At 41.4% G+C, this 24,057-nt stretch carries 18 protein-coding genes and 1 tRNA gene; 10 read left to right on the top strand and 9 right to left on the bottom strand.

The features are described from left to right. Positions 1-754 precede the first annotated feature (754 nt). The 5 genes from L976_RS22495 to L976_RS19175 form a co-directional block, all read right to left on the bottom strand. Entirely contained in the window at positions 755-1,678 is a 924-nt protein-coding gene (locus tag L976_RS22495) for an RHS repeat domain-containing protein (protein WP_052184035.1), read from the bottom strand. A gap of 21 nt (positions 1,679-1,699) precedes the next feature. After that, the gene (locus tag L976_RS19190; RefSeq protein ID WP_156143210.1) at positions 1,700-5,938 is read right to left on the bottom strand and encodes an RHS repeat domain-containing protein; all 4,239 of its coding nucleotides are present in this window, start codon (positions 5,936-5,938) and stop codon (positions 1,700-1,702) included. A 335-nt stretch (positions 5,939-6,273) separates the two neighbouring features. Then, a complete protein-coding gene (locus L976_RS19185; RefSeq protein ID WP_231570520.1) occupies positions 6,274-6,855 on the bottom strand; it encodes a hypothetical protein in 582 nt (193 codons plus the stop codon). A 4-nt stretch (positions 6,856-6,859) separates the two neighbouring features. Then, complete coding sequence (locus L976_RS19180) at positions 6,860-7,225, bottom strand: hypothetical protein (protein WP_156143209.1); 366 nt, start codon at positions 7,223-7,225, stop codon at positions 6,860-6,862. A gap of 58 nt (positions 7,226-7,283) precedes the next feature. Then, positions 7,284-7,967 carry a hypothetical protein gene (locus tag L976_RS19175; protein WP_047539367.1) on the bottom strand — a complete coding sequence of 228 codons (684 nt, stop codon included), beginning with the start codon at positions 7,965-7,967 and terminating at the stop codon, positions 7,284-7,286. A 405-nt stretch (positions 7,968-8,372) separates the two neighbouring features. On the opposite strand from L976_RS19175, the gene L976_RS19165 reads away from it, so the two are divergent. From L976_RS19165 to L976_RS19135, 7 genes are all read left to right on the top strand, one after another. After that, the gene (locus L976_RS19165) at positions 8,373-10,094 is read left to right on the top strand and encodes a DUF3987 domain-containing protein (RefSeq protein WP_052184033.1); all 1,722 of its coding nucleotides are present in this window, start codon (positions 8,373-8,375) and stop codon (positions 10,092-10,094) included. Between the two features lie 61 nt (positions 10,095-10,155). Beyond that, complete coding sequence (locus L976_RS19160; protein WP_047539359.1) at positions 10,156-11,439, top strand: hypothetical protein; 1,284 nt, start codon at positions 10,156-10,158, stop codon at positions 11,437-11,439. 136 nt (positions 11,440-11,575) lie between these two features. Next, positions 11,576-12,508, top strand: coding sequence for a tyrosine-type recombinase/integrase (locus L976_RS19155; RefSeq protein WP_047539357.1), 933 nt, complete (start codon positions 11,576-11,578; stop codon positions 12,506-12,508). After that, complete coding sequence (locus L976_RS19150) at positions 12,502-14,544, top strand: AAA family ATPase (protein WP_047539356.1); 2,043 nt, start codon at positions 12,502-12,504, stop codon at positions 14,542-14,544. Before L976_RS19155 ends, L976_RS19150 begins: the two co-directional genes overlap by 7 nt. A gap of 21 nt (positions 14,545-14,565) precedes the next feature. Next, complete coding sequence (locus L976_RS19145) at positions 14,566-15,048, top strand: hypothetical protein (protein WP_047539354.1); 483 nt, start codon at positions 14,566-14,568, stop codon at positions 15,046-15,048. A gap of 81 nt (positions 15,049-15,129) precedes the next feature. Further along, positions 15,130-15,534, top strand: coding sequence for a DUF2787 family protein (locus tag L976_RS19140; RefSeq protein WP_047539351.1), 405 nt, complete (start codon positions 15,130-15,132; stop codon positions 15,532-15,534). A gap of 129 nt (positions 15,535-15,663) precedes the next feature. Further along, the gene (locus tag L976_RS19135; protein ID WP_025007863.1) at positions 15,664-15,996 is read left to right on the top strand and encodes a YegP family protein; all 333 of its coding nucleotides are present in this window, start codon (positions 15,664-15,666) and stop codon (positions 15,994-15,996) included. Between the two features lie 130 nt (positions 15,997-16,126). On the opposite strand, the gene L976_RS19130 is transcribed toward L976_RS19135, so the two are convergent. Together L976_RS19130 and L976_RS19125 are read right to left on the bottom strand one after the other, a co-directional pair. Next, a tRNA-Leu gene (locus L976_RS19130) sits at positions 16,127-16,213 on the bottom strand. Positions 16,214-16,556: 343 nt separating this feature from the next. Further along, entirely contained in the window at positions 16,557-18,146 is a 1,590-nt protein-coding gene (locus tag L976_RS19125; protein WP_047539348.1) for a bacteriohemerythrin, read from the bottom strand. Between the two features lie 306 nt (positions 18,147-18,452). Between L976_RS19125 and L976_RS22490 the strand changes: the two genes are divergently transcribed. Continuing rightward, entirely contained in the window at positions 18,453-18,584 is a 132-nt protein-coding gene (locus tag L976_RS22490; RefSeq protein WP_011715898.1) for a DUF3149 domain-containing protein, read from the top strand. A gap of 120 nt (positions 18,585-18,704) precedes the next feature. Here the strand turns inward: L976_RS22490 and L976_RS19120 are convergent, their stop codons facing one another. Then, positions 18,705-19,316: a superinfection exclusion B family protein gene (locus tag L976_RS19120; protein WP_047540754.1), complete on the bottom strand. Its 612-nt coding sequence runs from the start codon at positions 19,314-19,316 to the stop codon at positions 18,705-18,707. Between the two features lie 169 nt (positions 19,317-19,485). On the opposite strand from L976_RS19120, the gene L976_RS19115 reads away from it, so the two are divergent. Further along, entirely contained in the window at positions 19,486-21,117 is a 1,632-nt protein-coding gene (locus L976_RS19115) for a sensor histidine kinase (protein WP_047539347.1), read from the top strand. Positions 21,118-21,150: 33 nt separating this feature from the next. Here L976_RS19115 and tcdA read toward each other — a convergent pair whose 3' ends face one another. Next, a complete protein-coding gene (gene tcdA, locus L976_RS19110) occupies positions 21,151-21,954 on the bottom strand; it encodes a tRNA cyclic N6-threonylcarbamoyladenosine(37) synthase TcdA (protein ID WP_047539345.1) in 804 nt (267 codons plus the stop codon). A gap of 884 nt (positions 21,955-22,838) precedes the next feature. Here tcdA and L976_RS19105 point away from each other — a divergent pair. Next, positions 22,839-23,939 carry a porin gene (locus tag L976_RS19105; RefSeq protein ID WP_047539343.1) on the top strand — a complete coding sequence of 367 codons (1,101 nt, stop codon included), beginning with the start codon at positions 22,839-22,841 and terminating at the stop codon, positions 23,937-23,939. The last annotated feature ends 118 nt before the right edge of the window (positions 23,940-24,057 follow it).

The following is a 24,057-nucleotide window of genomic DNA, read 5'->3' as shown; positions in this document are numbered from 1 at the left end:
CAAAATTAGATATATGAGTGGAGTAACCATCATGAATTTCAGCAATACTGCCAGCAAAATCAGACAGTCGAATTGGCGCACTACCTAGGATTATGTTTAGCCTAAGATTGATCCCGTTCTCCATCGGCTCCAATAGTGTCTTCATTTGAGGTGTATAATGTGTACTTTTGCAAGGTAACCTCGAATCTTCTGTGTACTAGCTCAGACCTGTTGTCCAAAACAGCAACCTAAGTGTGCTTTTCGCTTTGCAAGGACGAGCTGGTGCGAACCTTATCATACAGCTGAGACACGAATATGTGTCTATTCAAGACTTTGAATATATTATCGAAAATCAACGCCTTATTTTCGTTTTCACTTGCAATAACGGGACGTAATATATCAACATATTCATAAGAACAAACCAAATGCTAAGCTCTACAAAAGCATAGCCCTACTTCACGGGCCATGCTTTAAGTGAGCAAAAATTAAATCACTAGAGATTTAACTTAATGAACAGATACCTTATAAATAAAAGTATTCCCCATATCACCCCTGCAACTATGGGTATCATTGTAAAAAACACCAACAATACCTTTGAAATCTCAACATCCCTTATTCTAGTACCCAAAGAAAAACCATATAGTTCAACCACTTGAACCCCAAAAAGAAAAATAATCAAACAGGCAAATATTAAGCCAATATATGCAATGATTGCTCTCTTCTTTTTGCTTTTTTCGGACTTTGCAGCAGTAATTTGTATTTTCATTTCAATATATTATCTACACGATGTGTCATTACAAGATTTTTGCTGATGAGCTGCCTCAGCAGCATATCCAGCTCCATATGCCCCCCCTAACTTAACTTCAGCGACAGCCCTATTCGAAGGCGTTGAACTCAACGTTTTTGAATCTGCTAATACTCGCTGTGAAGATGAGCCAGTCATATTATGAGAAGCTTGAGTTGCTGTATTATTTGGTAAATTTCTACTAGCAACAGCCATGTTCGCAGCCCCTTTAGCTATTGCACCACCCACAGCTCCAACAGCAGCAGCACCTACCACTTTACCAGGACTAAACTCCCCCTTTATAGTCTGATTTGCTACCTCACCAACTCCATTAGCACCCGCTCCAACCGCCATCGTACCGAAAAAACCTCCTCCAAATGTTGTCGCCACACCGACAGCAGCACCTACACTGCCAGCCATCATCACTGAACCAAAATTAGCATTATCATTTGTAATAGCTTCTGAAATTGCACCTATCGCAAATCCGATAATTCCTGCACCAATTTGGACACCAAATTCGCCATCAGGATCCACATATTTATAGGGATTATTATTAGCGTAAGTGTATCTGTTGTAGGCATGTATGGGACTTCCGCGATCAATATGCTCCATTACATCCACAGGATCATTAATGTAAAAACGGCCTATAAGTGGGTCATAATATCGTGCCTGCATATACGTTAAACCTAAGTCTCTATCATGTACATGCCCAGTATAGCCAACACCTTCTTTGTCTCCACCTATGCGTTTACCAAAAGGTTCATAATGGCTACGACTGATAATATTGCCCGCCTCATCAGATTCAGATATCACAGAACCTAGCATATCTGTGTGCTGATATCTCACAACGGTAGCCATAAGATTAAAAGAGATTACATAAACCAAACAAAAAAATATCAAATTTTTATATTTCATATTTACTCCTAACTAACAGGCCTACAAGCTATAAGTCGCTGTTATAGTTTGATTTGAATTTGTTAGACATGTAATAGTTACATTTAACGTAAAATTCTGCCCCAAATTCAAGCTGCCAGAAGTGCCTGAAATTTCGGTCGTACCAGATATATTTGTTCCAATTAAGCGTTGAACTTCCCCCGAACAAGAACTGGCATTTTGAGTTGTCCAACTAAATCCTTTTTTATCTTGAGTACAGATTGTCTTTGTCTTTTTTGAACCAAGTATTGGTTCTTGCCTACAAACTGCTGGAGGATTAGTTCTCTCAAACTTTATATAATGACTTTCTGCATTATCGACCTCCGCAATTAATTGCTTCCCTAAGAATACATTATCACTTTTTGTCCCATTCGCAGCTTCACGATACAACAACTGACCTGCCTGGCTGTAAACAGAATAGTGAGAACCATCTGCTTTAGTTTGTTTAACTCTTCGATTATGACCATCATAAACATAGCTAATCCCTTTAGCCGAGGTCATTTGTTGGCCTAAGTTATAGGCAAGGCTATAGCGTCCGTTATTGGTCACATTACCGCGAGTATCGTATTGGTAACCATAGGCATAGGCACCCGTTAGATTGTTTAAGCGGTTAAGTGAATTGTAATTGTAGGTAATGGTTGAGTTATTTAGACTGCGGCTGAGCACATTGCCCAAACCATCATAGTTATACAGACCGGTACCCCACTTGCCATCAGCAGATTTAAGTCTATCGACTCCGTCATAAGTGAGATTATCTACATCATTGTTGCGGTCTACCCAATCGATTAGACGGGCCAAATTGTCGTTATAGTCATAACTTGGGTCGAGACTATTTTTGACTGAACCGGCTTTGATATCTGTCAATGCATCGATACGGCCTGTCGTGTCTAACGCAACATTTCTGACAATCCCATTACCATACGTGAATTGCTTAATCTGTCCGTTCGGATGGTAACTTACTCCTGAAGCATAACTTCCGGCCTTAGTTGCTTGACCCAGGGCATTAGGTGCAAAATCAACTATTGCGCCAGATGGGTATTTAAGAGAGTTCAGACCGCCTAGGTTGTTATATTCCCAGTCCAGAACAAAATTCTTTCCATCGAGTGCAAGGTTCTCTTTTTCAATTGTATTCAAACTATTGTACAAATATGTCCAGTTTACAGAACCTGCCACTAAAGAGGTGAGGTTGCCATTGCCGTCATAGCTATAGGTTTTATCGGGCGTAGTATCAGGAAAGTTTTCGGTTCTTAATTGCCCTAAGTTGTCATAACTCAATAATACCTTGTGTGTCGCAGGGACAGTACTTGCATCACAAGCCGTGGTTGAGCCGCTAATCCCTTCTGCACGCCATATCTGTTGGCGCTGTCCATTGTAACCAAATGCCGAAATCCCTGTTTCAGGGCGCACCTGCTTACACAATTGTTGATAAGCATCGTAAATTCGTGTTTCAGTCACATTACCTTGTCGAATGCTTGTCACTTGGTCAAATACGTTATAATCAATTACGACATCATCGGTATCTGGCGCCTCAATTAAAGTTGGTTTATCAAATGAGGGTTCGCCGTAGGCGAGGTATGTCGTTGTCGTTGTATTGTTTTCTCCATCAGTCACGGCAACTTTATTACCAGAAAGATATTCACGACGATTGACACTTCCGTCGCTCGTTCGAGTCTGGGTAATCACTCGCCCTAAAGCATCATATTCAGTTTCCATTCCTATCCGGTTACTTGCATCAGCGCTTGGGAAACTGGCTAATGTTTGACGATTATCATGGTCGTATGCAAATGACCGATATCTGGTCGTTGATGGGTTGGATATATCACGTTCCTGAGTCAAAATAGGCCTCAACAAACCATCATGATAAATCCGTTTTTCGTAATTCCCTTGCGAAATAGTCTGACGCAAACTGCCGACGGCAACATCACTGCCGCCAACGCCATCACCAAGACTACTAACAACAGCATAACTAATAACTTTGTCAGCCCACTTAGGATCTGCATAGTCAATCTTTGTTAACCAGCCGATAGGGTTGTAGGTGTAAGACGTTTTATTGCCATTAAAGTCTGTGACACTTTTTGTGGTGCCATCTGAATTAACTTCCAGTAAAGCCATTATGGAGTTTGAAGTACTACCATTCGCAGTGTTACATCCATTCGTCGTTGAACAAGGAAGAGTTGTTTTACGAGCTTTTCCACGGAAGTAATCTTCCAATTTTTCAAACTTATTTGAATCTAAAAACCTAGTTACAAAAACATTTCCATCCTGATGATATTCAATCTTTTTAGACAGTTTCCCATAATTATGTTCCTCACTAATCATTGGTATTGATTTATTACCAACCTCCTTAAATACATATCCAACAATCGGCTTATATACATCATTGTCAGACACCTCAACTTTTAAAGTCTGGTTTAAATGCCAATTTTTAAAGTCATTAAAAAAAGTGGTTTTTACATCTTTATTAAAACCGAATGAGTTCAACTCTCTTTTATTAATTACGCCATCAAATTCATTATATTTGTTTTCTACAACATATGAATCTTCACCTAACAATGTTGTCATTTTTGTAACCAATGCTTTATGCCTAGAAAGATCACTATCTCGCATAAATGTCAGATTCTTGCCTTTTGAACTAGAACGACTATATTCATAAAATATAGTTTTTTTCAATCCACTTTCTAATTTATCATAAAACTCAGCCGCCAGAATACTGCCAATTAAGTAGGTATTTGACTTTCTACTAATGAAGTACTTAACAATCGATTCATTTGGATCTTTTATTGTTAATGTTCTAGTGTGCTGGCGATCAATTCCATTTGGCACAGCCCCTTTCAAATAACTACCTTCTGGACCTTTTCCATCTTCTATATCAAAAACACCTAAAGTATCAGAATAATTATAAGTCCACACATATTCATTGTCATTTGATGTGATTGATTTACTCTTTAACGCAAATGAATAATGACACCGTCTTTCTGGGGAGCCGAAATCATGTCCATTTTTACTTGTCTGAATATTAGACACATCACTTCTAATGTATCCAAAAAAAAGCTTCATCTCAGAACCTTGGGGATTTTTAATCACCATAGGCTGAAGCTTAGATACATCGGGGGTAAATGCTCTGAAACAAGTGTATTGACCATCTGAGTTCCCAGCCATGTGGACGTCGGTAGAATACAGTTTATATGACCATTGCTTAGAATCAGGTTGAGTAACAATTAAGTGATTTTTCAACTCTCTTGAATACTGATCAGTTGGTATAATAGTAGTATATTTCCAAACATGACCTGAAGAATTGACGATAGTTTCATTCTCGCCTCTAGTTACATTTAACTCTCTATTATCACTACTATGGATACGTCGCAAAGATAATAAGTCAACTGCATATACACCATGAGAACTAATCTCATTCCGGTCATATTCATACTTCACCCAATTACCGAATTTATCCTCAATCTTGCTAACAAATAACGACTTTTCAACATAATACATATAAAAAGGGTCATCATCATTATGCCATCTACCTGTCATCGTTTCGGACAAAAAAACACTTAACTTAGGGTTAGATTTATTGCTTTCTATTGAGCTTGGGAAACTGCCAATTTGATCAAAATAATATATTATTCCATTAGGAGAAGTTGCTTTAAATCCATTGACTCCATTTTCTGAGGAAAAACATTCAACTTTCCAGTTTGACTTTGTTGCATATTTTGCCCCATAGTAAGAACCATTAAGTGACTCTGAGATTAATAACGATTCATCATTTACCTTGCCTGGGACGCTTAACTTAGCTTGGGAGAATGCAAATCTATTATTAATTCCTTTTATCGATGTATCTGATGTTCCATCATAAGATTGTTCACTCCCATTACAATATTGCCCAATTTTCCATGATGGTGGCAAGTTACTTTTTTCATTACCATTTTGATAAAATGATGATGAAACAGCATAACTTAGCCATATCCTAGGTATATCCTCTACCCACCCATGTATCATAGGGAAATTTGTTGTATATTTAATTTTATAATTGACATCTATAGGGAAATTCCCCGGTATATTCCCATCTTCGCGAGAGAAGCCTATAGTTCCAGATGAAATATCAAACTCATCACCAAAACCGCCATTGATATTTATCTTATCAAGATTAAAAGTTTTTACTTGTTCAGTCGGAGATGATTGATTAGCATTTGATGAAAAACCACAAAAAATAATCATTAAAATAAAAATATTCCGTATACCCACCTTATATAACCTCCATTTAAGCAATACAATTAAAACAATTATTGCCAACTGAAGATGCATTTCATAGAATATTTACAATCTTTATATAACTGTTAATAACCTGTAACTTAATTACTCTATAAGGACTTAGGTAATTGACCTATTTGATAGAAACTATATGAGTTACAATGTACTTTATTGTTCGAAAAGGTCTGTATTTTAATAACTAAGCATGCAAAAAATGAGTATTAACGCTCATTTTTGAGCTATTTGAGAAGAAGTGTACAATGGTCAAAGAAAATTCAGCACTTACGCATCAATTTTGCATAAATAGTAAACTCCCTGATGTTACATCACTAACCTAGTTTAATAACTCCTGCCTTTTCAAGAAAATCTGTACCGACAAGATATGGTCTGTGATAGCCGGAAGGAGGCGTCTCACTTGGTCTAACAAACATTAGACATTGATTGACTGGGTAGTCTCCCCGATCTTCAGTAACATCCAAAAATGCCTCAGCAGTACAATCCAATATGCTCCCATCTGGCAGCGTTAACCATACATGTGCATTTATTGGTTTGCTGTGGTTAGGGGCTATCATCTCTGATTTGATATAGTCGTAAGACATCTTGCAATATATTTCATCGTCACTCCAATACCGCTCACCTATAGTAATATGGCTGCTTATATTCAATTCTTGTTTTAGCCAGTACTGAATGATTAGATGCACTGGAACACATTTGTTTGCCAGTTCAGAGGAACATCTAAATCCATTACCATTGAGGACGTCAGCCGTTAGTTTCAATATTGAAGCACGTACATGCTCAGGACACGGTTCACTAAATTCTTTTGGGTATGAATCTAAATTTAACCCTAGTTCTAACGTTTTATCGATAGCGTTTAAAAACGTCTCCTGATAATCCAATCGTTTTATCTCCATTATTTTAATCCCAATAATGCCCCAACATCCTAGCTAATAGCGCCACGATACCTCTGTGGCGGCGTTCCAGCGTCCCCATAAGAAAGTAGTTCCTCACACAGAAAAACAGTCCCACAGCGCCTGTAACGATGCCTAGATAGTGAAATAGCCGTATGCCACGGCTATACATCATTTCCACTGCGGGATAAACACGGCTTCCCGCTTCCGCAGCAAGCCTAGACTCAAACCAGTGTGGAACAACGTAGTAGAAGATGAGGAAGGAGATGAGACTAAACAACAGTGCACCGTACCAAGGCAATCGACTACCGATAACGACCGAGTCAGAGATTATCTGGCTGGCATTGCGTCTGCGTCTGTATCGTCGTCCCATGACAATTACTCCATGTGCATAATTTTTAGAACCAAAAAGATTTACATGTTGAATATCATTATTCACTATAAATCCATCTATCAGATAGGTCTACCGCCCTCATATAATTCGAGATTCTTATATGTTTTAATGGAGACCGACCCAGTGTATATTTGTGACATTTATCAGAAGTTATTTTCTTATTTTTTAATTTTTCTCTAAGTAATTTCACCCCATCAACAGTGTTATGCTCATTAATATCTGTAACTGTAATATATGAAAATCTATGTAAAGTTCTCAAAGAACCAGTTAGCCTAGGAAAGGAAAGGACCATATTTAAAACATCAAAAATTTCACCAGATAATATGCGTATGTCATTGAAGTTGTAAGGTTTTACATCAACATATCCATCACGAGACTTTAAATATATATTACCATCAGAACCATAATATTCTAAATTAACTTCATCCACTTCTGACCTTGAAACAACAAATATACTTCCTTCCTCATCTAATTTAGTGTATAAAAATAATGCCATTTTCACTAGGTTAGCGTCTAAATAAGGATTTGATATAACGTTTAATACATAGTTGCTCTCTTGAAAATCTCGATTTAGATCCTCAATATTTTGTCCTGTCATCCCAAGACGTGTGCATTCCAACAAAAAATCGCGCTTAGAATAAAGGTCGTTCATAGCCAAACTCGGTGATGAACTTTCCGGTGTCAGTATAATCGGATTGATTTCCGTACCTATATTGCTCATTCTCCCCCCTTGATTCCGCTAACTTCTAAACCCTTTATCCCACTTAGGTAACACGTCTTTCTTGATATCCCAATCATCTAGCCTCAAAACTCTGCGTCATTGGCAGCAATGATATAACAAACACAATACGTATCCAATACAAAACACCGGATATGTATCTTGCATTAGATACCATTTATGTATTCAATGATAAAAGAACGAAATAAGTTAATTAAATACAATAACGTAATAGCGATGATGGATAACTATCTTTCAAACTAAATCTTAACTTTTAAAAAATAATCTCATTTTTATATCTTGTAACTGGCTCGTAAGCCACAGCACAACAGGGTTTGTTAGAAATCATCAAAACAAATTTGAAATACGTCATACCAAATCGCAAAGTTCTTAGGATTAGGGGGTCTCATGAAAAAAGGAAAACACCTCATGTCAAACCTAAAGCGAATGGTAAATAGCAAGGCTAAAGTAGCATCACAAGCAACTATGAAAGCTAAACCAAACAATAAACAAAAGATCGGAAAGCCTAAACCCCCATCCCCAAAGGAACATAAGTCGAAGATGGCAACCGTGGATAAACCAAAGCTTTTCTCTATAGCTGATTTCAAAAATCGTGTTGTCTCTCAAACAAAACCGTTAAAGACACGCCTTGTGTTGCCAAAGCTTGGACAAGCAATTGCTCAAACAATAGCGGTTAAAACCGAGTCACGTATTGAGTTTACGGTTGTACCTCTTTTAGTAGTTTTGAGCGTAGCTATTGCTAATCGCTTTAAAATTCAACCTGATGTAGAAAATGAACTTCACGTCATAACACCTAACTTGTCTGGCATTGTGATAGCCAATCCTGGTAATCGGAAGTCTGCACCGGTATCTGCAATTGTCAGTTTCCTTAACCTTGTAGAGCAACATGCTAACGAAAAGTATGAACTTGATTGTGAACAGTTCAAAATCGAACAATTGAAGGCAAAATCACACAATAAGGCTGTTGAAAATACAGTCCAAAAGTTGAATGCGCAACTTGTCAACCTAAATAGCCAATCAGAGGATCTAGACGTACTTCAAATCGAACATCTAAGGCAGCAGATTGATGTATTGGTCAAAAGTTATCTACCAATCCCAAAGAATCCATTGCCAAAAATCTTCTGTGTACAAACAGTAACGATGAAAGGGTGTATTGGACTTGCGGCGCCAGTTTTGGTCTACAGAGATGAAATGACACCATTGCTGACAGATATGTACTCAAGCAAAAATGCGGAATTGCGACGTTTTGTGATAGAAGGAATGGACGGTAAGAACCATTACACGAATGTCACGGCATTTAACCATACACGCACAAAGCATCCGCCAATCATTAGTCTACTTGGAACGACACAACCTTCAACCATTGCAAAATCGATCAACAACATTGAGTCAGGGAAATGGCCTGATGATGGTTATCTTGACCGCATTCAGCTCATTGCATTTCCGAGCGAGCAGGAAGTGGTTGGCCCTAGAAAAGCTAACTTGAGTTTAGATTCGGATACTGACAACTGCCTTGAAACATTTGAAAAACTACTTTCTGATTTCTATCTCCACACAAGTGTCAGTACCGATTTTGTCAACGTCACACTGGATGATGATGCCAAAAGTAACTTCAAGACATATAAAGAAAAAATCATCAAAGCACAGCAATCAAACGCAATTCCAACCAGCATCAAGAACAAGCTATCAAAATACCCCGACATGATATTAAGTCTGGCGCTTATCATAGCTGTACTTCGTCAATATGAAGCAGATCCTAACTCCCTTTTCACACTCAAAACACTTATTGGGCAAGATCTAGACATGGCTTGGAAGTTGGCAATGCATTACTTCAGTCACCAGAAAAAACTTTGGGGTTCTAAAACTCCAAAAATGCAAAATGCACTGAAAATCTTGAAAAACCTCAACAAGCTCATGGATAAAGATCGCTGCTTCACTACTCGTGATATCACTCAACGTAATTGGGATGGGATCAAAAATGACAACGACAAAGCCAAAAAGGCACTGGAAGTGCTGGTCAATGAAGGGGTTATTAAATCTGTAAATATCAACAAGAAGACCGGACGTCCCTCTGAAAAATGGCAGGTAATTGCCAATATCGTTGATTAATTCGGTTTGTGATGGGGAGGGATCCCTCCCCTCTATTTAACAGTTTACAGAGAGAATTCTAATGAAACACAAATCATCTAAATCAATCATTAATAGTACTATGTCTAATAGTTCTAAGTACTTAGACCACACTAACAATGATATTCACATTACACCAGATAACTATCTAGAAGCCATCCCTCAGTATCGTGTTAGCCATAACGCGTTTGTCTCTAAGTCTATGCACCTACGTCTAGCCGAGCATACAGCGCTAAACGTGATGGACACAAAAGCGCTGAAATACGCATTGCAACATGCCACTGTAGGTTATGTCTCTGATAGCGCGAAAGGCCTGCACCTTCAGAGTATTTTGCTTGCATTTCAATTAGCCAATCCACAGGCATGGGCGTGTTATCCCATCATCGATAAACTGCATATTACTGTGGATGTGGCTGAAGATGAGATGAATGAGCTATACCGTCAATTACCGTCTATCTATGAAAGCACCCAATTCAGGTGCTCTAAGAAAAAAACTAAGCGCCAGAATGGCCAATTCTATAGTGATGTACTGACATTCTCATTAAAGACTGATAAGACCGCACAGATACGCATTTTCTTCGGTGATAACGCTAAAAGTCGTGCCACCCAGCACAATAAGCTAAGATTTGAGCTTATTCCTGCGAGGTTTACGCCCAAACAGATTAGTGAGTTTTTCTATCAACTTAAGCGTTCTAAGTGCATTAAAGACTATAAGGCAAAGATGCAAAACGCTAAGGTCACTCGTTGTGATGTCGCCATAGATTTGTTGTGTGTTTCAACACCCTTAGTGATTGTAGATAAGCCAAAGGTTAAACATTTTAGTAACCACAGTCAGCATGAGCATAAGGAAATGCGCTTTGTTCAAACGATGTACATCTGCAAGCAAGGTGATAGCCACATCGTTGTTTATAGTAAGTCAGAAAAGTTGTTAGAGAAGTCGCATAAACAGGCCAAGAATAGGCTATCGATGCTCATTAATGAAGATGGTAACCCCTTATCCATCTCACGATATGAAAACGTCTACCGCCCCCAGCAGTCTGGAAGTACTCTGTTGCTGCAAGACCTACATAAAATGAGTCACTTGTTTAAATCTGTCGAAATCTATAACCCTGACATACTCAGCAATTTAAATGAGGCAGAACGCAAATTGGCACTTAGAGATGGTCTAATGGTTTATTTGAAAAATGAGTACGATGAAACCGCCTTTATGGCTCGGAGTGAAATGCTTCAGCGTCATGCAATGTTTATTAATCGTAAACAGTTTAAGTTGATGCAAGAGAAAGTGCTGCGTAAGTTACGAAAGTGCATCATATCGCCCAAGGCTTAGCCAAGCTAACCGTGTCAAAAACAGCGGCTGAAAATTAACCGCACTTGTGATACCATACTCTTACAGTGTGGTATCACTATTCCCTTCTGTTTCAATCCCCTAGCAACATATCAATCTATTCTTACTGGAGTTATCTATGACTACAGCGACTGCTTATGCGCTCTATTTGAGCCGTCTTGCGCCCAATAGTCAGCGCTCAATTGCTTCGCAGATGCGCAGCATTGCACAGCTAATGGACTGGCCTGACGAAGCGATAGGCAAGCAACTCAGCAGCATTAACTATCAACAAGCGATGCAGATACGCGCATTGCTAATCCACGAGCAGTGGTCGGCGCGCTCGATTAACCGAGCGATGACCGCGATTAAGAGTATCGTTAAAGTCGCGGCCTTAATGGGTGAAGCTGATATGCAGCAAGTCGCGCATATCAATAGCATCGCAAACATGAAACACGGTGCCCATCAGGGTAATCCACTGAGTGCTGAGCAAGTCACTAAGCTACTCGCCTTACTTTCCAAACGCCAAGACACTTATGGACTTCGTACATTAGCTATCTTTGCGCTGTTCCTCGGAACGGGGCTGCGCCGTAGTGAGCTTGCGGCGCTGACACTCGCCGATTATGACAGTGCAACGTCAACGATTAAGGTGGTTGCAGGTAAAGGCAACAAGAGCCGTATTCTGTTCTTACCCGATTGGGTTGAACAGCATGTCATCGCTTGGCTCAACGTGCGCAAGATGCACTCAGGACCACTCATTTGCCACTGTCGCACGACTGGCATTATGGTCCATTACCGCCCCGTGAGTCGGGATGCGCTCTATCGGTTAGTCAAAGATAAACTGGAAGCGATTGGTGTTGTGGGTGCATCACCCCATGATTTACGCCGCACCTTTATTACTCGGCTACTGGAGCAAAACGTCGATATCAACACCGTGCGCCAAATGGCTGGCCATGCGGATATCAGTACCACCACTATTTACGACAAACGCGGTGATGCGTTTATGCGTGAAGCCGCTGCCACCCTGAACTATGTGTCAGCACCGAACGAACGGGGCGGGAAAACAAGATGCTAAAGCGTGCAAAATCCCCCCGTAAATGGCGCGCCAATCATTGCCACTACCTCGCCTCGCAGTTTAGTGAAGCATTGATTTTTGCCCTCATAACTGTCGATAAGGAAGTGCCATCCTCGATACTGGGCGCAATCACAGGCGAGCAGATAGAGCCGTTTCTTCGCCTGAGCCTAGAGGATGCATCACTCAAGCTACCGAGCAAGGACCGCGCACCGCTCAACACTGCAACGGTAAAGCATAACGCGCAGTTTCTTGGTCAGTTGTTTGGCTTAATGCCGCAGATGCAACCTGTAGTTGAGTTCTTGATTGTCATCAATGCCAATGCTGGACTCAGGGAGTTAACCGAGTTCCTGATTGATGATGACTTTGATGTACTTGAACGCATGCTACAGGCTAAGACAACCCTTGATTTAGAGGTCATCCTGTCGCAGTTAGCGGTGTTCGAGCGCTATCAACTCATTGCAGAAGCGACCTTGGATGCACCTTACAGATTGCTGTTCCCAAGCGTACTGGTATCCATTTTAGTGTCGCAGAAGTTAACCAGCGCGGTCGACTTCTTAGCCCCCATGCTCAGCAAAAGCCCCGAGCCACAATTTAGTCTGTCGCAATTTGGGCATGTGAACACTGACTTACTGGCTAACTACCTTGCGGCCATTACTCAAAAGCCCTCGGTAGGCATCAATATCCTGCTCTATGGCAAAGCAGGTACAGGTAAAACGGAGCTGGCTCGGACATTGGCAAAGACGATTAAGCGTAATCTACTGGAAGTCCAAAGCCAGCAGTTAATCGAGAGCCAATACCGAAATGACAACATTGCAAAGGCAACCAGCATACGCCTTGCTCACCTGAACTTGTTACAAGGTCTACTGGCTCACAGCAATGACAGCTTGTTATTGGTCGATGAGTGTGAAGCATTATTTGTGCAAGCCGATGAACAGTATTCCAAAGAACAATTGATGCAGGCGTTAGAGCAAAACCCTGTCCCTGCCATTTGGATAACCAACCATGTTGGCTTGTTAGAACCCAGCTTTATTCGCCGTTTTAAGTTGGTGATGGAAGTCCCTGTACCCGATGAACCCTTTGCCTATGCCATCAATCAGCACTTACTAACACCGCTTAAGGTATCACAGGACTATCACCTGCTACTGGCAGAGAAGCCTAATGTCACTCCCGCCATGGTTGGTAATGCTGCTCATGTGGCGATGACACTCAAACTCAAAGGTGCAAAGGCGGAAGTCCTGATTGATGAAGTGATTGATGCCACCTTAGAAGCCTGTGGTGAAGAAGCACCACCGCCAAAGTATCAAGGGGAACTGGCGTTCGACAGCAATATGGTCAACTTCAAAGGCGGTGATGATGCGGCAAGTATGACTACCGATGATATGCTGGCCTCGATTAATCATGCGGTTAAGCAGGCCATGCCGATTAGGGTGATGCTGAGTGGTCCCCCTGGTACAGGCAAGACAGCATGGGTACATCATTTAGCCGACACCCACGGCTTTGAGCTGATGCACATCAAATGCTCTGACGTACTCAGTAAGTATGTCGGGGACAGCGAGCAGAACATCGCTAGGCTCTTCAGAGAAGCGCACAAACAGCAAAAGCTGATGCTCATTGATGAAGTCGACAGCTTGCTCAGCAAACGCGATAGCGCTCAAGCGCTGCATGAAGTGCAGCTCGTTAATGAGTTGCTGTCACAGCTTGAGTGCAACACCCTGCCCGTGTTCGCTGCAACCAATGCGCTTGCCAGTATTGATAGTGCGGTCATGCGCCGCTTTGATTTCAAGTTGGTGTGTGACTATTTAACGAGTGACCAACGCCAAGCGCTGTATCGGCAAGTCCTTGGCATTAAACGCCTGACCCATGAAGAAGTCTCAACCCTAAGCAGCCTAAACCAATTAACGCCCGGCGACTTTGCCATCTTAGCAAGACGCCAACGTTTTGAACCCAAGCGCGACCACCGCGCAACAGCCCTTGCGCTACTCACCACTGAGAACAGCCGCAAACAAGGGCAACCCCGTATCGGATTTATCCGCTAACACCACTAAAGGAAACACACCATGACCACTGTATTGAGTTCTCTCAAGGTAATCGCTCGCCCTGAAATTGCCCCTAAGCCACCTGTGCTCGGCAAACGAATGAAGCTACTCGATAAGCTAGACCAGCAATTGTCTCTAGCCGAATGCATGATTGAAGGCCGTGAATTTGAAGCCTACAAAGAGCGCTCGGTTAAAGACCCTGAGACTGGTGAGCGTAAGAAAATTCGCCGCCGTTACATCGTCCGACCTTGGTTCTATGACAGCAACGAGCACTACTACTTTGAAGTGCGGATTAGTAACAAACCCATCGAACTGGAAAAAGGTTGCCCTGCTATTGATGTGGGTGCAAAGGCCAACTTGCCAGCGGTAATTAAGGTGGTGATTGATGCGGTGGAGAAAGGCGAGTTAGACGAGCAGTTACTCGCCCCTGCACCCAAGATAGGTAAGAAGGCCACCACTGATAAGCCCACCACCGATAAAGCCAGCTCGAAAGCCAGTAAGTGACAACTCACCTCACCCACATTCCATACCAACAACAGGGGGACACGATGCCCCCTTTGTTTTGCCACTTTTGAGGGTTAAATAATGAAAACCATTAATACCGACCTACCATTACCCGTGTCACCTGTCTTTGCCAAAGCACTGGCAGAACTCGTGAAAAATATTGATAGCAACGCTGTCACCATTAACTTTCGCGACCCTGATTACAGTCCACAAACGGGCGGCTTTCATCCCGTGGAAATCAGGCTAGAGAAAGGTGCTGACCAATGGCAGTTATGCTACATCACCGACTTTTGCTATGTCGGCTATGCGGGGCAATGGGAATTAGTAAAAGAGTTGGACTTTGATTTTAGCTGCGGCGTGTTTCAGTCCATTAGTGGCTTATTAGTCATTGAAGCGGCAGCAGAGCTTTACCCAATTTGGGAGCAAAACTTCTTGTGTTACTGGCAGGAAATGGACGTTTTTAATGTCAGCATTTCGACGGACTAACCTTCAAAACACTCAAAATGTGGCATCGGCACATATCAAATCAGTTAAAGTCGGCTAGACTGAGGCTCGAGCAGGAAATGGTTTCCTCGCTTGCGCTATGCAATGCCTTAAAGAAGAAGGAGCAATTCCATGTCAGGATGGTATGAATTAAGCAAAAGCAGTAACGATCAATTTAAGTTTGTGCTTAAGGCTGGTAACGGAGAAGTCATCCTCACCAGCGAACTCTACACGGGTAAGAGTGGTGCCATGAATGGTATCGAATCCGTTCAAACCAACTCCCCTATCGAAGCCCGATATACCAAAGAAGTGGCGAAAAACGATAAGCCGTACTTCAACCTAAAAGCCGCGAACCATCAGATCATTGGCACCAGCCAAATGTATTCGAGTACCGCAGCAAGGGACAACGGGATCAAGTCGGTAATGGAAAATGGGAAAACCACGACGATTAAAGATCTAACCTAATCGGTATGTGCGGAGTGGTGGATCTTGAAGGGCATATGTGTACCAACAAAAAGCTGGACATAAAGCGGTAAGTATCTAACAATGCTGAATTTTGGACACAAAAAAACCGACTTAATGTCGGCTATTTGTATGGTACCAGAGGACGGACTCGAACCGTCACGCTTTTAAGGGCGGTGGATTTTGAATCCACTGTGTCTACCGATTTCACCACTCTGGCACAACTTTGGAGCTTCAAAAACTTTGCAAATCTTTGCATCGTCTTTGCGTGTTAATCATTTTCAATTAACATTTTTAATCAACAGCTTAGTGAATTTGATATTGTAACACAGTGAATTTTGAATCCGCTGTGTCTACCGATTTCACCACTCTGGCATTATCAATACTTAGAGCTAATAAAAACAACTAGCTGGCTTTAGTGCTGGGAATTATACCTTTGCCAAAGACAATGGCAAGCCCTTTTAAAGACCTTGTTGGCAAATTAGTTTTAACCGCTCAAAAATCCGGCGTCTATTAATTTTACCTTGCATATTGCTCGATGACTCTTAAAACAGCATCTTAATCTACTCAGCGCCATGGGAAAGTAAAAACTGCGTATATTCCTTGTCACTTTTTTGAATATGGTTAACCAACCAAGATTTTAAGAATGCCATTAACTCGTCAGCCACATCTTCACCTCTACCAACCCGCTTTTGAAAATCAAGCACTTGACCAACAAGCTGCGCATGTTTCTCCTTATGGGCAATAGTTTGTGGGTATCCAAAACGAGCAAACAACTCTTCTTCATAGGAAAAATGATTCGCGGTGTAATCCACAAGTCCTTGAACAATCCGTTTAATCGCTTCGAGGCCATAGGCTTCGCTTAAGGTACGGTGCAATTCGTTAACAAGAGAGACTAAGCGTTGATGCTGGCGGTTAATCTCCGGCATACCGATATCAAGTTCTGGCCCCCATTTTACAAATAGTTGGCTTTGGGCTTGATTAGAGGTAAATAGCTGCTTATCCACATGGAAACGATGTAGCAGTGAACCAATCTCCTGAGACATATTATAAACCTTAAGACTAGATAGATTGGTTAGATTAGTATGATGTGCATTTTTCAACGCTAATTCAGTCATCGCGTTGATATTTTTGTTAATTTCCTCTGCAACTGCATGCTGCTCTTCCGATGCAGTGGCAATTTGATGAGACATATCCGTAATGCTTTCAACGTGAGTGACAATTTCACCCAAAGATTGATGCGCTTTCTCTACCATCAAGGCGGTTTCATCGGCGATAGTGACGTTTTTTAACATCACTTCAACCCCTTGTTGAGCGCCCTTTTGTAATGCGGTTATCTGCTGTTGAATTTCGGCGGTCGCCTCTGAGGTACGTTTTGCCAAATTACGGACTTCATCGGCAACAACCGCAAATCCACGGCCATGCTCACCCGCTCGGGCACTCTCAATCGCCGCATTAAGAGCCAATAAGTTGGTTTGTTCGGCCACTTGCGAGATAGTCTCAATAATGCTGCTAATGCTATTCGTATCGGCGGCAAGGTGTTCAATCACTGCTTTTGTTTGGTGAATTTGCGAAGTCATATCGCTGATTTTATTGACAATAGCGCCCATGACTTCATCACCATGTTTAGCTGAAGTCTGCGCAATATCAGCGGCTTGCGCGGTATTAGCCGCATTGTGTGACACTTCTTGTACGGTTGAAACCATCTGGGTCATGGCCGTTGCCGCAAGCTCGGTTTGACGTTCTTGCTCCAAAACGCCTTGTTTTGCCTGCTCACTAATCGTCTTTATGTCGGTGGCGACCTTCTTCATCCATTCGCTGGTATCAACTAGAGATAGAATAGTACGACTCACATCTTCGCCCATGCGATTGATGCTGTGAACGACAGTGTGAAACACTCCCGCATCTTTCTCATCAAGCTGGTAACTCAAATCACCGTCACCCAAGTGATGAGCCGCACGCTCGAGGTGCCTCAGATTACGGATAAGTTTGTTAATGTTAAAAAATAGAATAAGGGCAAGTGCGATTAAACATAAGGTTGCAACCCAATGCGCGCTACTAAGCAAACAATAAAGGGGATATAAAAGTAAGACCATAGGAGCGAAAATAATACCATATCCCATAGTGCCCTTTTTAACAGTGGTGCTAGCCATTTTTGGCTCCTTCAAAAATGCAGTCTAACTTCAATCAATGCTAAAACGGATTAGCAAATACCTTGTTCTTGGTATCACTTAATAGTTACTACTCTTAAGACTAGTCCCGAATGAAGTAAGAAACAAAGCCCAAAAGATTGAGTTTGATAAAATTTCATCACCCGCTAAATTTGAAGTAGATCACAGGGTTAATCTTTGGTTACAAGATTGTTTTAGGACGTCGATTTTTTATTGATCAGGATCAGTATTTGCTGACAGTAAGAGCGCTAGTGTATGGATGACTTCACAAGAAAGAGGATTTCAATCATGGCATTTTGGTTAGATTTAATGTTCGGTAACCCAATTGGTTTACTTTCAATGATCGTTATCTTTAGCACTATAGGGATAATTTCTTATATCACTTGGATGTTTATCGTGAAGTCAGCGCAACAATCGTAGTTTTTGCTTCCAAATTGTTATTCTGTTCATTGTAGCTTGTAAAAATTGCACGTTGTTATGGGGGTTCCATTAACCCCCATTTTTTATGCCTGTAATTTCGCGTTAGAGCCAACGCTACACTTAAGCTGCGTGTTTACGGTTTTGAACTAAGCCATTGAGAAACTGCGGGCGCGCTTTAATCAGATGTTGCATTTCTTCTTCACTTGGTTCCCCTGCTGGTAAACGTAAAACGCCCCGATTTAAGTAGATACGTGCTTTCATCGAAATTTTATAGTCTGCTGTGGGCCCTTGGATTGCGTAATGACGTTCATTACCTAAACATTCGAGGATACACGCACTGAGCAAACTTTTTACCGCGGGTTCGTTTTGCGGCAATGTCAAAATAGTGGCTCCTTGCAAAAAGAATTCTCGTAATAATGCTCGCTCTGCACGATCCAGCAAATTAACTTTTGCTTCAATGGTCTCGGTGATGCGCTTATCACTTAAATGACGAATCGACTCATCTAATCCCAAGTTCAATAACTGAGTTAAAAAATACGCGATCGAGATAATAAGTCCAAGCCCGACAAAATGTGCGTGCTCGGGTACAAACTTATCCAGTGCCAGCAAAGTAAGAATATTTGACGGCATCGCCAATAAAACCGCACAACTCACCATTAGCCACAGCATAACCCGAAACATTACCTTCTTAGGGTTAAACAACTTCACTGAATCGAATTTGAGTTTAATCATAGTGTTATCCCAGTGACAAAAAATTGAACTTAGCCAAGACCAAGCAAGTTTGATGCCATTGCTTTGTTCAATATTGAGGGATTTTTCACTGGGATAACATGCGAAATTTTTTAAGCTTGAGTCTATGCTTATAAGCATCCAACTTGCTATCAGATAAAGATTATTTAAGATGCTGACATTCTTCAGTCAATTTATAAAAAGCCCGATTGGTAGGCACCTCACCTTGTCAATTGTGCTATTCAGCTCCTTAATCACGCTAATGACGACAGCCTACCAACTCATTAGCGATTATCGGGGCGATGTTAGTCGGATTGATCGGGTATTTTCTAATATCGAGAAAGCTAACCTCGATGTATTAGCTGCAAGTATTTGGGTAATAGATGAAAGACTGATTAACACCCAACTGAATGGTCTCATCCAACTACCTGATATTAACTACATTTCAATCAAAGATGATAGTGGCCAGTCGTGGAACGGAGGAACCCCAAAACCAACTCATACTTTAAATAAAATCTTTCCTCTGGTGTATAAATCACCGACCGACAATATCAACGTTGGTACTTTAGAAGTACAAGTAGACATGGATGCCATTTATGACCGCCTTTACGATAAAGCCATCCTTATTTTACTCTCCAATGGCATAAAAACCTTCTTAGTCGCTGGATTTATTCTATTTTTAGTCTGGTACAACATCACTAAACATCTCGATAAACTCAGTAAATACTGCAAACGGATTAACTTAGACGCGGACTTCGAACCCCTTCAATTTGAACGTAAGGAGAAAATCGATGAGTTTAAACAAGTTGCTGATGCGATTAACAGCATGCAAGGGCAACTTCGCAGCTCATTTGAAGCACTGAAAAGTTCTAAAGCCGAGTTACAAACAGCATTAGAAGATAGAGAGCGTTTACTGAAACTCGAACGTAGTTATAAGGAAGAACTAGCAAGACAAGTTAAAGAGCGAACCCAAGAGTTAGAGCAATCCTTAGCCGCTCTAAAGCGCGCACAACAGGTGTTAGTTGAACAGGAAAAAATGGCCGCCTTAGGAGGGTTAGTGTCTGGTGTGGCGCACGAAATTAATACCCCCATTGGTATTTGCTTAACGGCGGCCAGCGCGCAATTAAACCATATAGAAGAACTCATAGAGCTTATCCATAGTGAGCACGCGACACTCGACGAAATCAATGCGATTTTGGACGAGTATCAACAAAGCTGTGAGCTTATAGTTCGTAATATCACCAAAGCCAGCAGCCTAATTCAAAAATTCAAGACTATTGCTATCGACCGCAGCCACGAAGAGCATCAGTGCATCAATCTGCAAAGGCAGCTTAAAGAGATTTTAGCGTCTAGCTTGATAATGCATCCTAAACTCAACGCAAAAACCGACCTACAAGTCGATCCCAACTTAAATATTCAAACTAATGTGAGTCTATTAAACCAAATCGTCAGTAATATATTGTCCAACGCTTATACCCATGCATTTCAAGACCGAGAAGATAATCAGATACAAATCTCCGCCAGTATTGAGCAGGGTTTTGTGAATATCAGCATCCAAAATAATGGCGTCGCAATCCCCCCCGAAGTCGCTGAACATATGTTCGAGCCTTTCTTTACCACCAATAGAAGTAAAGGCGGCACAGGATTAGGTTTATCCGCCGCCTTTAATGCAGTCACCTTGTTAAAAGGTTCAATGAGCTATCAAGCAGACTCTTCACTTGGCGGCGCGCAATTTAACATTCGCATTCCTCTTAACCAATGCGATGCGCCTAAGATAACCACTCACCACGAGTTCACTATTTGAAAATATTTAGAACAATAAAACATACAAATTGGATTATTCGTTAGCTAATTGTGCCAACCGAGAAAGGACACGGCTCGCCGCCACAAATCCAAAAGTACCAGTGACCATAGTCACAGCACCAAACCCCGAAGCACAATCCATCCGCATGCTACCATCGGCGGTGGCTTTAGTACTACAAACCGAGCCATCAGCTTGAGGGTAAACGAGCTGTTCACTAGAAAAAACGGCATCCACAGCAAAACGACGTTGTACATTTTTGGAGAAGTTATATTCACGGCGGAGAATATTACGCACTTTTGCAAGCAACGGATCTTGATAGGTCTTAGCCAAATCAGTCAGTTGGATCTGTGTTGGATCAACTTGCCCACCAGCACCACCTACGGTCACTATCTTGATTTTTTGACGTTTGCACCAAGCAATAAGCGCTGCTTTTTGTTTAACCGCATCAATACAATCAACAACATAATCAATATTGCCGCCTGACTGAGAACCTAGTAAATAGTCACCCAGATTGTCGACCGTAATAAAATCTTCTACTTCATTGACTTGGCAATCAGGATTAATCTCGCGGATCCGTTTGGCCATAACTGCAACCTTAGAATCGCCAATAGTTGAGGTAAGCGCATGAATTTGACGGTTAGTATTGGTCACGCAGATATCATCTAAATCAATTAAGGTAATTTGACCAATACCACTCCTTGCCAATGCCTCAGCCGCCCAAGTGCCCACACCACCAATACCAATTACCACGACATGAGATGCTGCAAATTTCGCAAGCGCTTTTTGCCCGTACAAGCGGCCTATGCCACCAAAGCGATTTTGATAGGCTTCAGTCATCAATACTTACCTTATTTATATCTAGCGAACCCGGCCGCAACGAGAAGGAGGAGAAACACTTACCAACGCAGCATAATGCATGAAAAATGCGCCGAAGATTCTAAACGATTTAAGCCAAAAACCGAAATCAAACTCAACCCATGAGCTAAAAGATGCAGCTAGATATTAAATTAAACCACTTGGCTTTCCTAAGGCACTGAGCAGACATGTTTGCACGAATGCAAATGTAAGCGCTAAACCCACGTTGATTGACGGCTTTACTCGTCAATAATCATTCCTCGTATCGCAAGCACAAGCTTGCCAGAACGAACAAAATTCACACTCAAAACCTCAATACGTCCTAATACTATGGTCTAGGATGATGGCTATCGCATTGAACTAATGCTTATGCTAGCTGAGTTAATACAATATCTAAATAATAGAACAGTAATATCAACTAAGCAATTGATTTTAAATATATTAAACAACAACCTCGCAGGTGTTTTGTTGCTAAAAAGTAACTTTACTTGTTTTTTTTATTGTACTCGGTACCCAATAACACCAACTCACGCGTATATGACAAACTTGCGACAACATTAGTATATGCTACAGTTAGGCCCGCCGGTCTGTATATGCTACGGCACTTCGCATACCTCTTTAGTAGTATGCCAAAAATACAGTTTTATCTCTTACACGCCGATTTTCGGTCAAGTGATAGGGAAATGTCCTAAAAAACCCCGAATACAGACAAGGAGAGCTAAAAACTTGATCTATGACACAGCCTGCAAGGCATAAAACTGTAAAAATCGGCGGCAACTTTGTTACTTATTTCTGTAACAAACGTGTTAAACCACACAAAAACCATGAAAAATGGATAAGAACTTAGGTTCGAGGGAGCACAAAACATGAAAAAGACATTCATCTCTGCATCAGTTGCATCAGTATTAGCGCTGGCTTCATTCGGTGCGCTAGCCGAAGGCCCAAGCTTCTATGGTCGTTTAGAGCTTGCAACAACCTATACTGATACTGGTGCGACTCTACAAACTGGCACCAACGGCTTAGCAGCAAGTTATGCTGATGAAAACAATGCTGGTACCTATTTAGAAAATAACTTCTCACTGTTAGGTGTTAAAGGTACCGAGAAGATCGCTGATGGCTATGATGTTGTTTATCAAATGGAATTCCAAGTTGAAAACACTTCTGGCTCAGGTGATGTGTTCAAAGCTCGTAACACTTTCCTCGGTTTAAAAACTAATGCAGGTACTGTATTAGTGGGTCGTAATGACACTGTATTCAAACAAGCAGAAGGTAACGTAGACGTATTTGGTAACACCAACGCCGATATCGACCGTTTAGTTAGCGCGCAGACCCGTAGCGCAGATGGTGTATCGTATTACTCTCCAAAAATTGCTGATCTAATCACTTTAAATGCAACTTATCTAATTGATGATAATGAAGCTGCAACTTCAGCTGAAGGTAAAGATAGTTCAAACGATTATGCATTGAGCCTTACTCTAGGTGATAGCAAGTTCAAAGATCAAAACTACTATTTAGCGGTTGCCTATAACAAAGGTATTGCGGGTGTTGACGCATACCGTGGTGTAGCACAAGTTAAATTTGGCGATTTCAAAGTGGGTGGTTTATTCCAACAATCTGAAGATGTCGTAAACAGTGACAAAGACGGTAATACCTACTTTGTTAACGTTGTTTATACCTTAAACGGTGTTAACCTGAAAGCTGAATACGGCTTTGATGATACTGGATTTGGTAGCTATTACAAAAACGTAAATACCACAGGCAAAGATAGTGCTGGTAAACCCATCATCACTCAAGGTACCGATATCAGCGTACAAAACTTCAACGTGGGTGCTGACTACCGTTTCTCTAAATCAACTATGGTATACGGTCAATACGCAATGTACCGTGGTGACCATGTCGTAGCAGGTAACAAAGTAGACCTACAAGACGACAACGTATTCTCTGTTGGTGTACGTTACGACTTCTAATATCCTTATTACGGATATTCGCTAATAAAAACCTACCGCAAGCGGTAGGTTTTTTTATGCCTTGTATTTAAGAAAAGTGACTCTGTAGCGCATAACTCTGAGAATAAAAAAGCCACTC

Origin of the sequence: Shewanella sp. ZOR0012 (genome assembly GCF_000798835.1) — a bacterium.
GTDB lineage: Bacteria > Pseudomonadota > Gammaproteobacteria > Enterobacterales > Shewanellaceae > Shewanella > Shewanella xiamenensis.
This window is presented reverse-complemented; position numbering and strand designations above follow the sequence as displayed.

Bases quoted from the DNA above. Each gene is read 5' to 3' on its own strand.
- L976_RS22495 (WP_052184035.1), bottom strand. From the start codon at position 1,678: ATGAAATATAAAAATTTGATATTTTTTTGTTTGGTTTATGTAATCTCT.
- L976_RS19185 (WP_231570520.1), bottom strand. From the start codon at position 6,855: ATGGAGATAAAACGATTGGATTATCAGGAGACGTTTTTAAACGCTATC.
- L976_RS19180 (WP_156143209.1), bottom strand. From the start codon at position 7,225: ATGGGACGACGATACAGACGCAGACGCAATGCCAGCCAGATAATCTCT.
- L976_RS19175 (WP_047539367.1), bottom strand. From the start codon at position 7,967: ATGAGCAATATAGGTACGGAAATCAATCCGATTATACTGACACCGGAA.
- L976_RS19165 (WP_052184033.1), top strand. From the start codon at position 8,373: ATGAAAAAAGGAAAACACCTCATGTCAAACCTAAAGCGAATGGTAAAT.
- L976_RS19160 (WP_047539359.1), top strand. From the start codon at position 10,156: ATGAAACACAAATCATCTAAATCAATCATTAATAGTACTATGTCTAAT.
- L976_RS19155 (WP_047539357.1), top strand. From the start codon at position 11,576: ATGACTACAGCGACTGCTTATGCGCTCTATTTGAGCCGTCTTGCGCCC.
- L976_RS19150 (WP_047539356.1), top strand. From the start codon at position 12,502: ATGCTAAAGCGTGCAAAATCCCCCCGTAAATGGCGCGCCAATCATTGC.
- L976_RS19145 (WP_047539354.1), top strand. From the start codon at position 14,566: ATGACCACTGTATTGAGTTCTCTCAAGGTAATCGCTCGCCCTGAAATT.
- L976_RS19140 (WP_047539351.1), top strand. From the start codon at position 15,130: ATGAAAACCATTAATACCGACCTACCATTACCCGTGTCACCTGTCTTT.
- L976_RS19135 (WP_025007863.1), top strand. From the start codon at position 15,664: ATGTCAGGATGGTATGAATTAAGCAAAAGCAGTAACGATCAATTTAAG.
- L976_RS19125 (WP_047539348.1), bottom strand. From the start codon at position 18,146: ATGGCTAGCACCACTGTTAAAAAGGGCACTATGGGATATGGTATTATT.
- L976_RS22490 (WP_011715898.1), top strand. From the start codon at position 18,453: ATGGCATTTTGGTTAGATTTAATGTTCGGTAACCCAATTGGTTTACTT.
- L976_RS19120 (WP_047540754.1), bottom strand. From the start codon at position 19,316: ATGATTAAACTCAAATTCGATTCAGTGAAGTTGTTTAACCCTAAGAAG.
- L976_RS19115 (WP_047539347.1), top strand. From the start codon at position 19,486: ATGCTGACATTCTTCAGTCAATTTATAAAAAGCCCGATTGGTAGGCAC.
- tcdA (WP_047539345.1), bottom strand. From the start codon at position 21,954: ATGACTGAAGCCTATCAAAATCGCTTTGGTGGCATAGGCCGCTTGTAC.
- L976_RS19105 (WP_047539343.1), top strand. From the start codon at position 22,839: ATGAAAAAGACATTCATCTCTGCATCAGTTGCATCAGTATTAGCGCTG.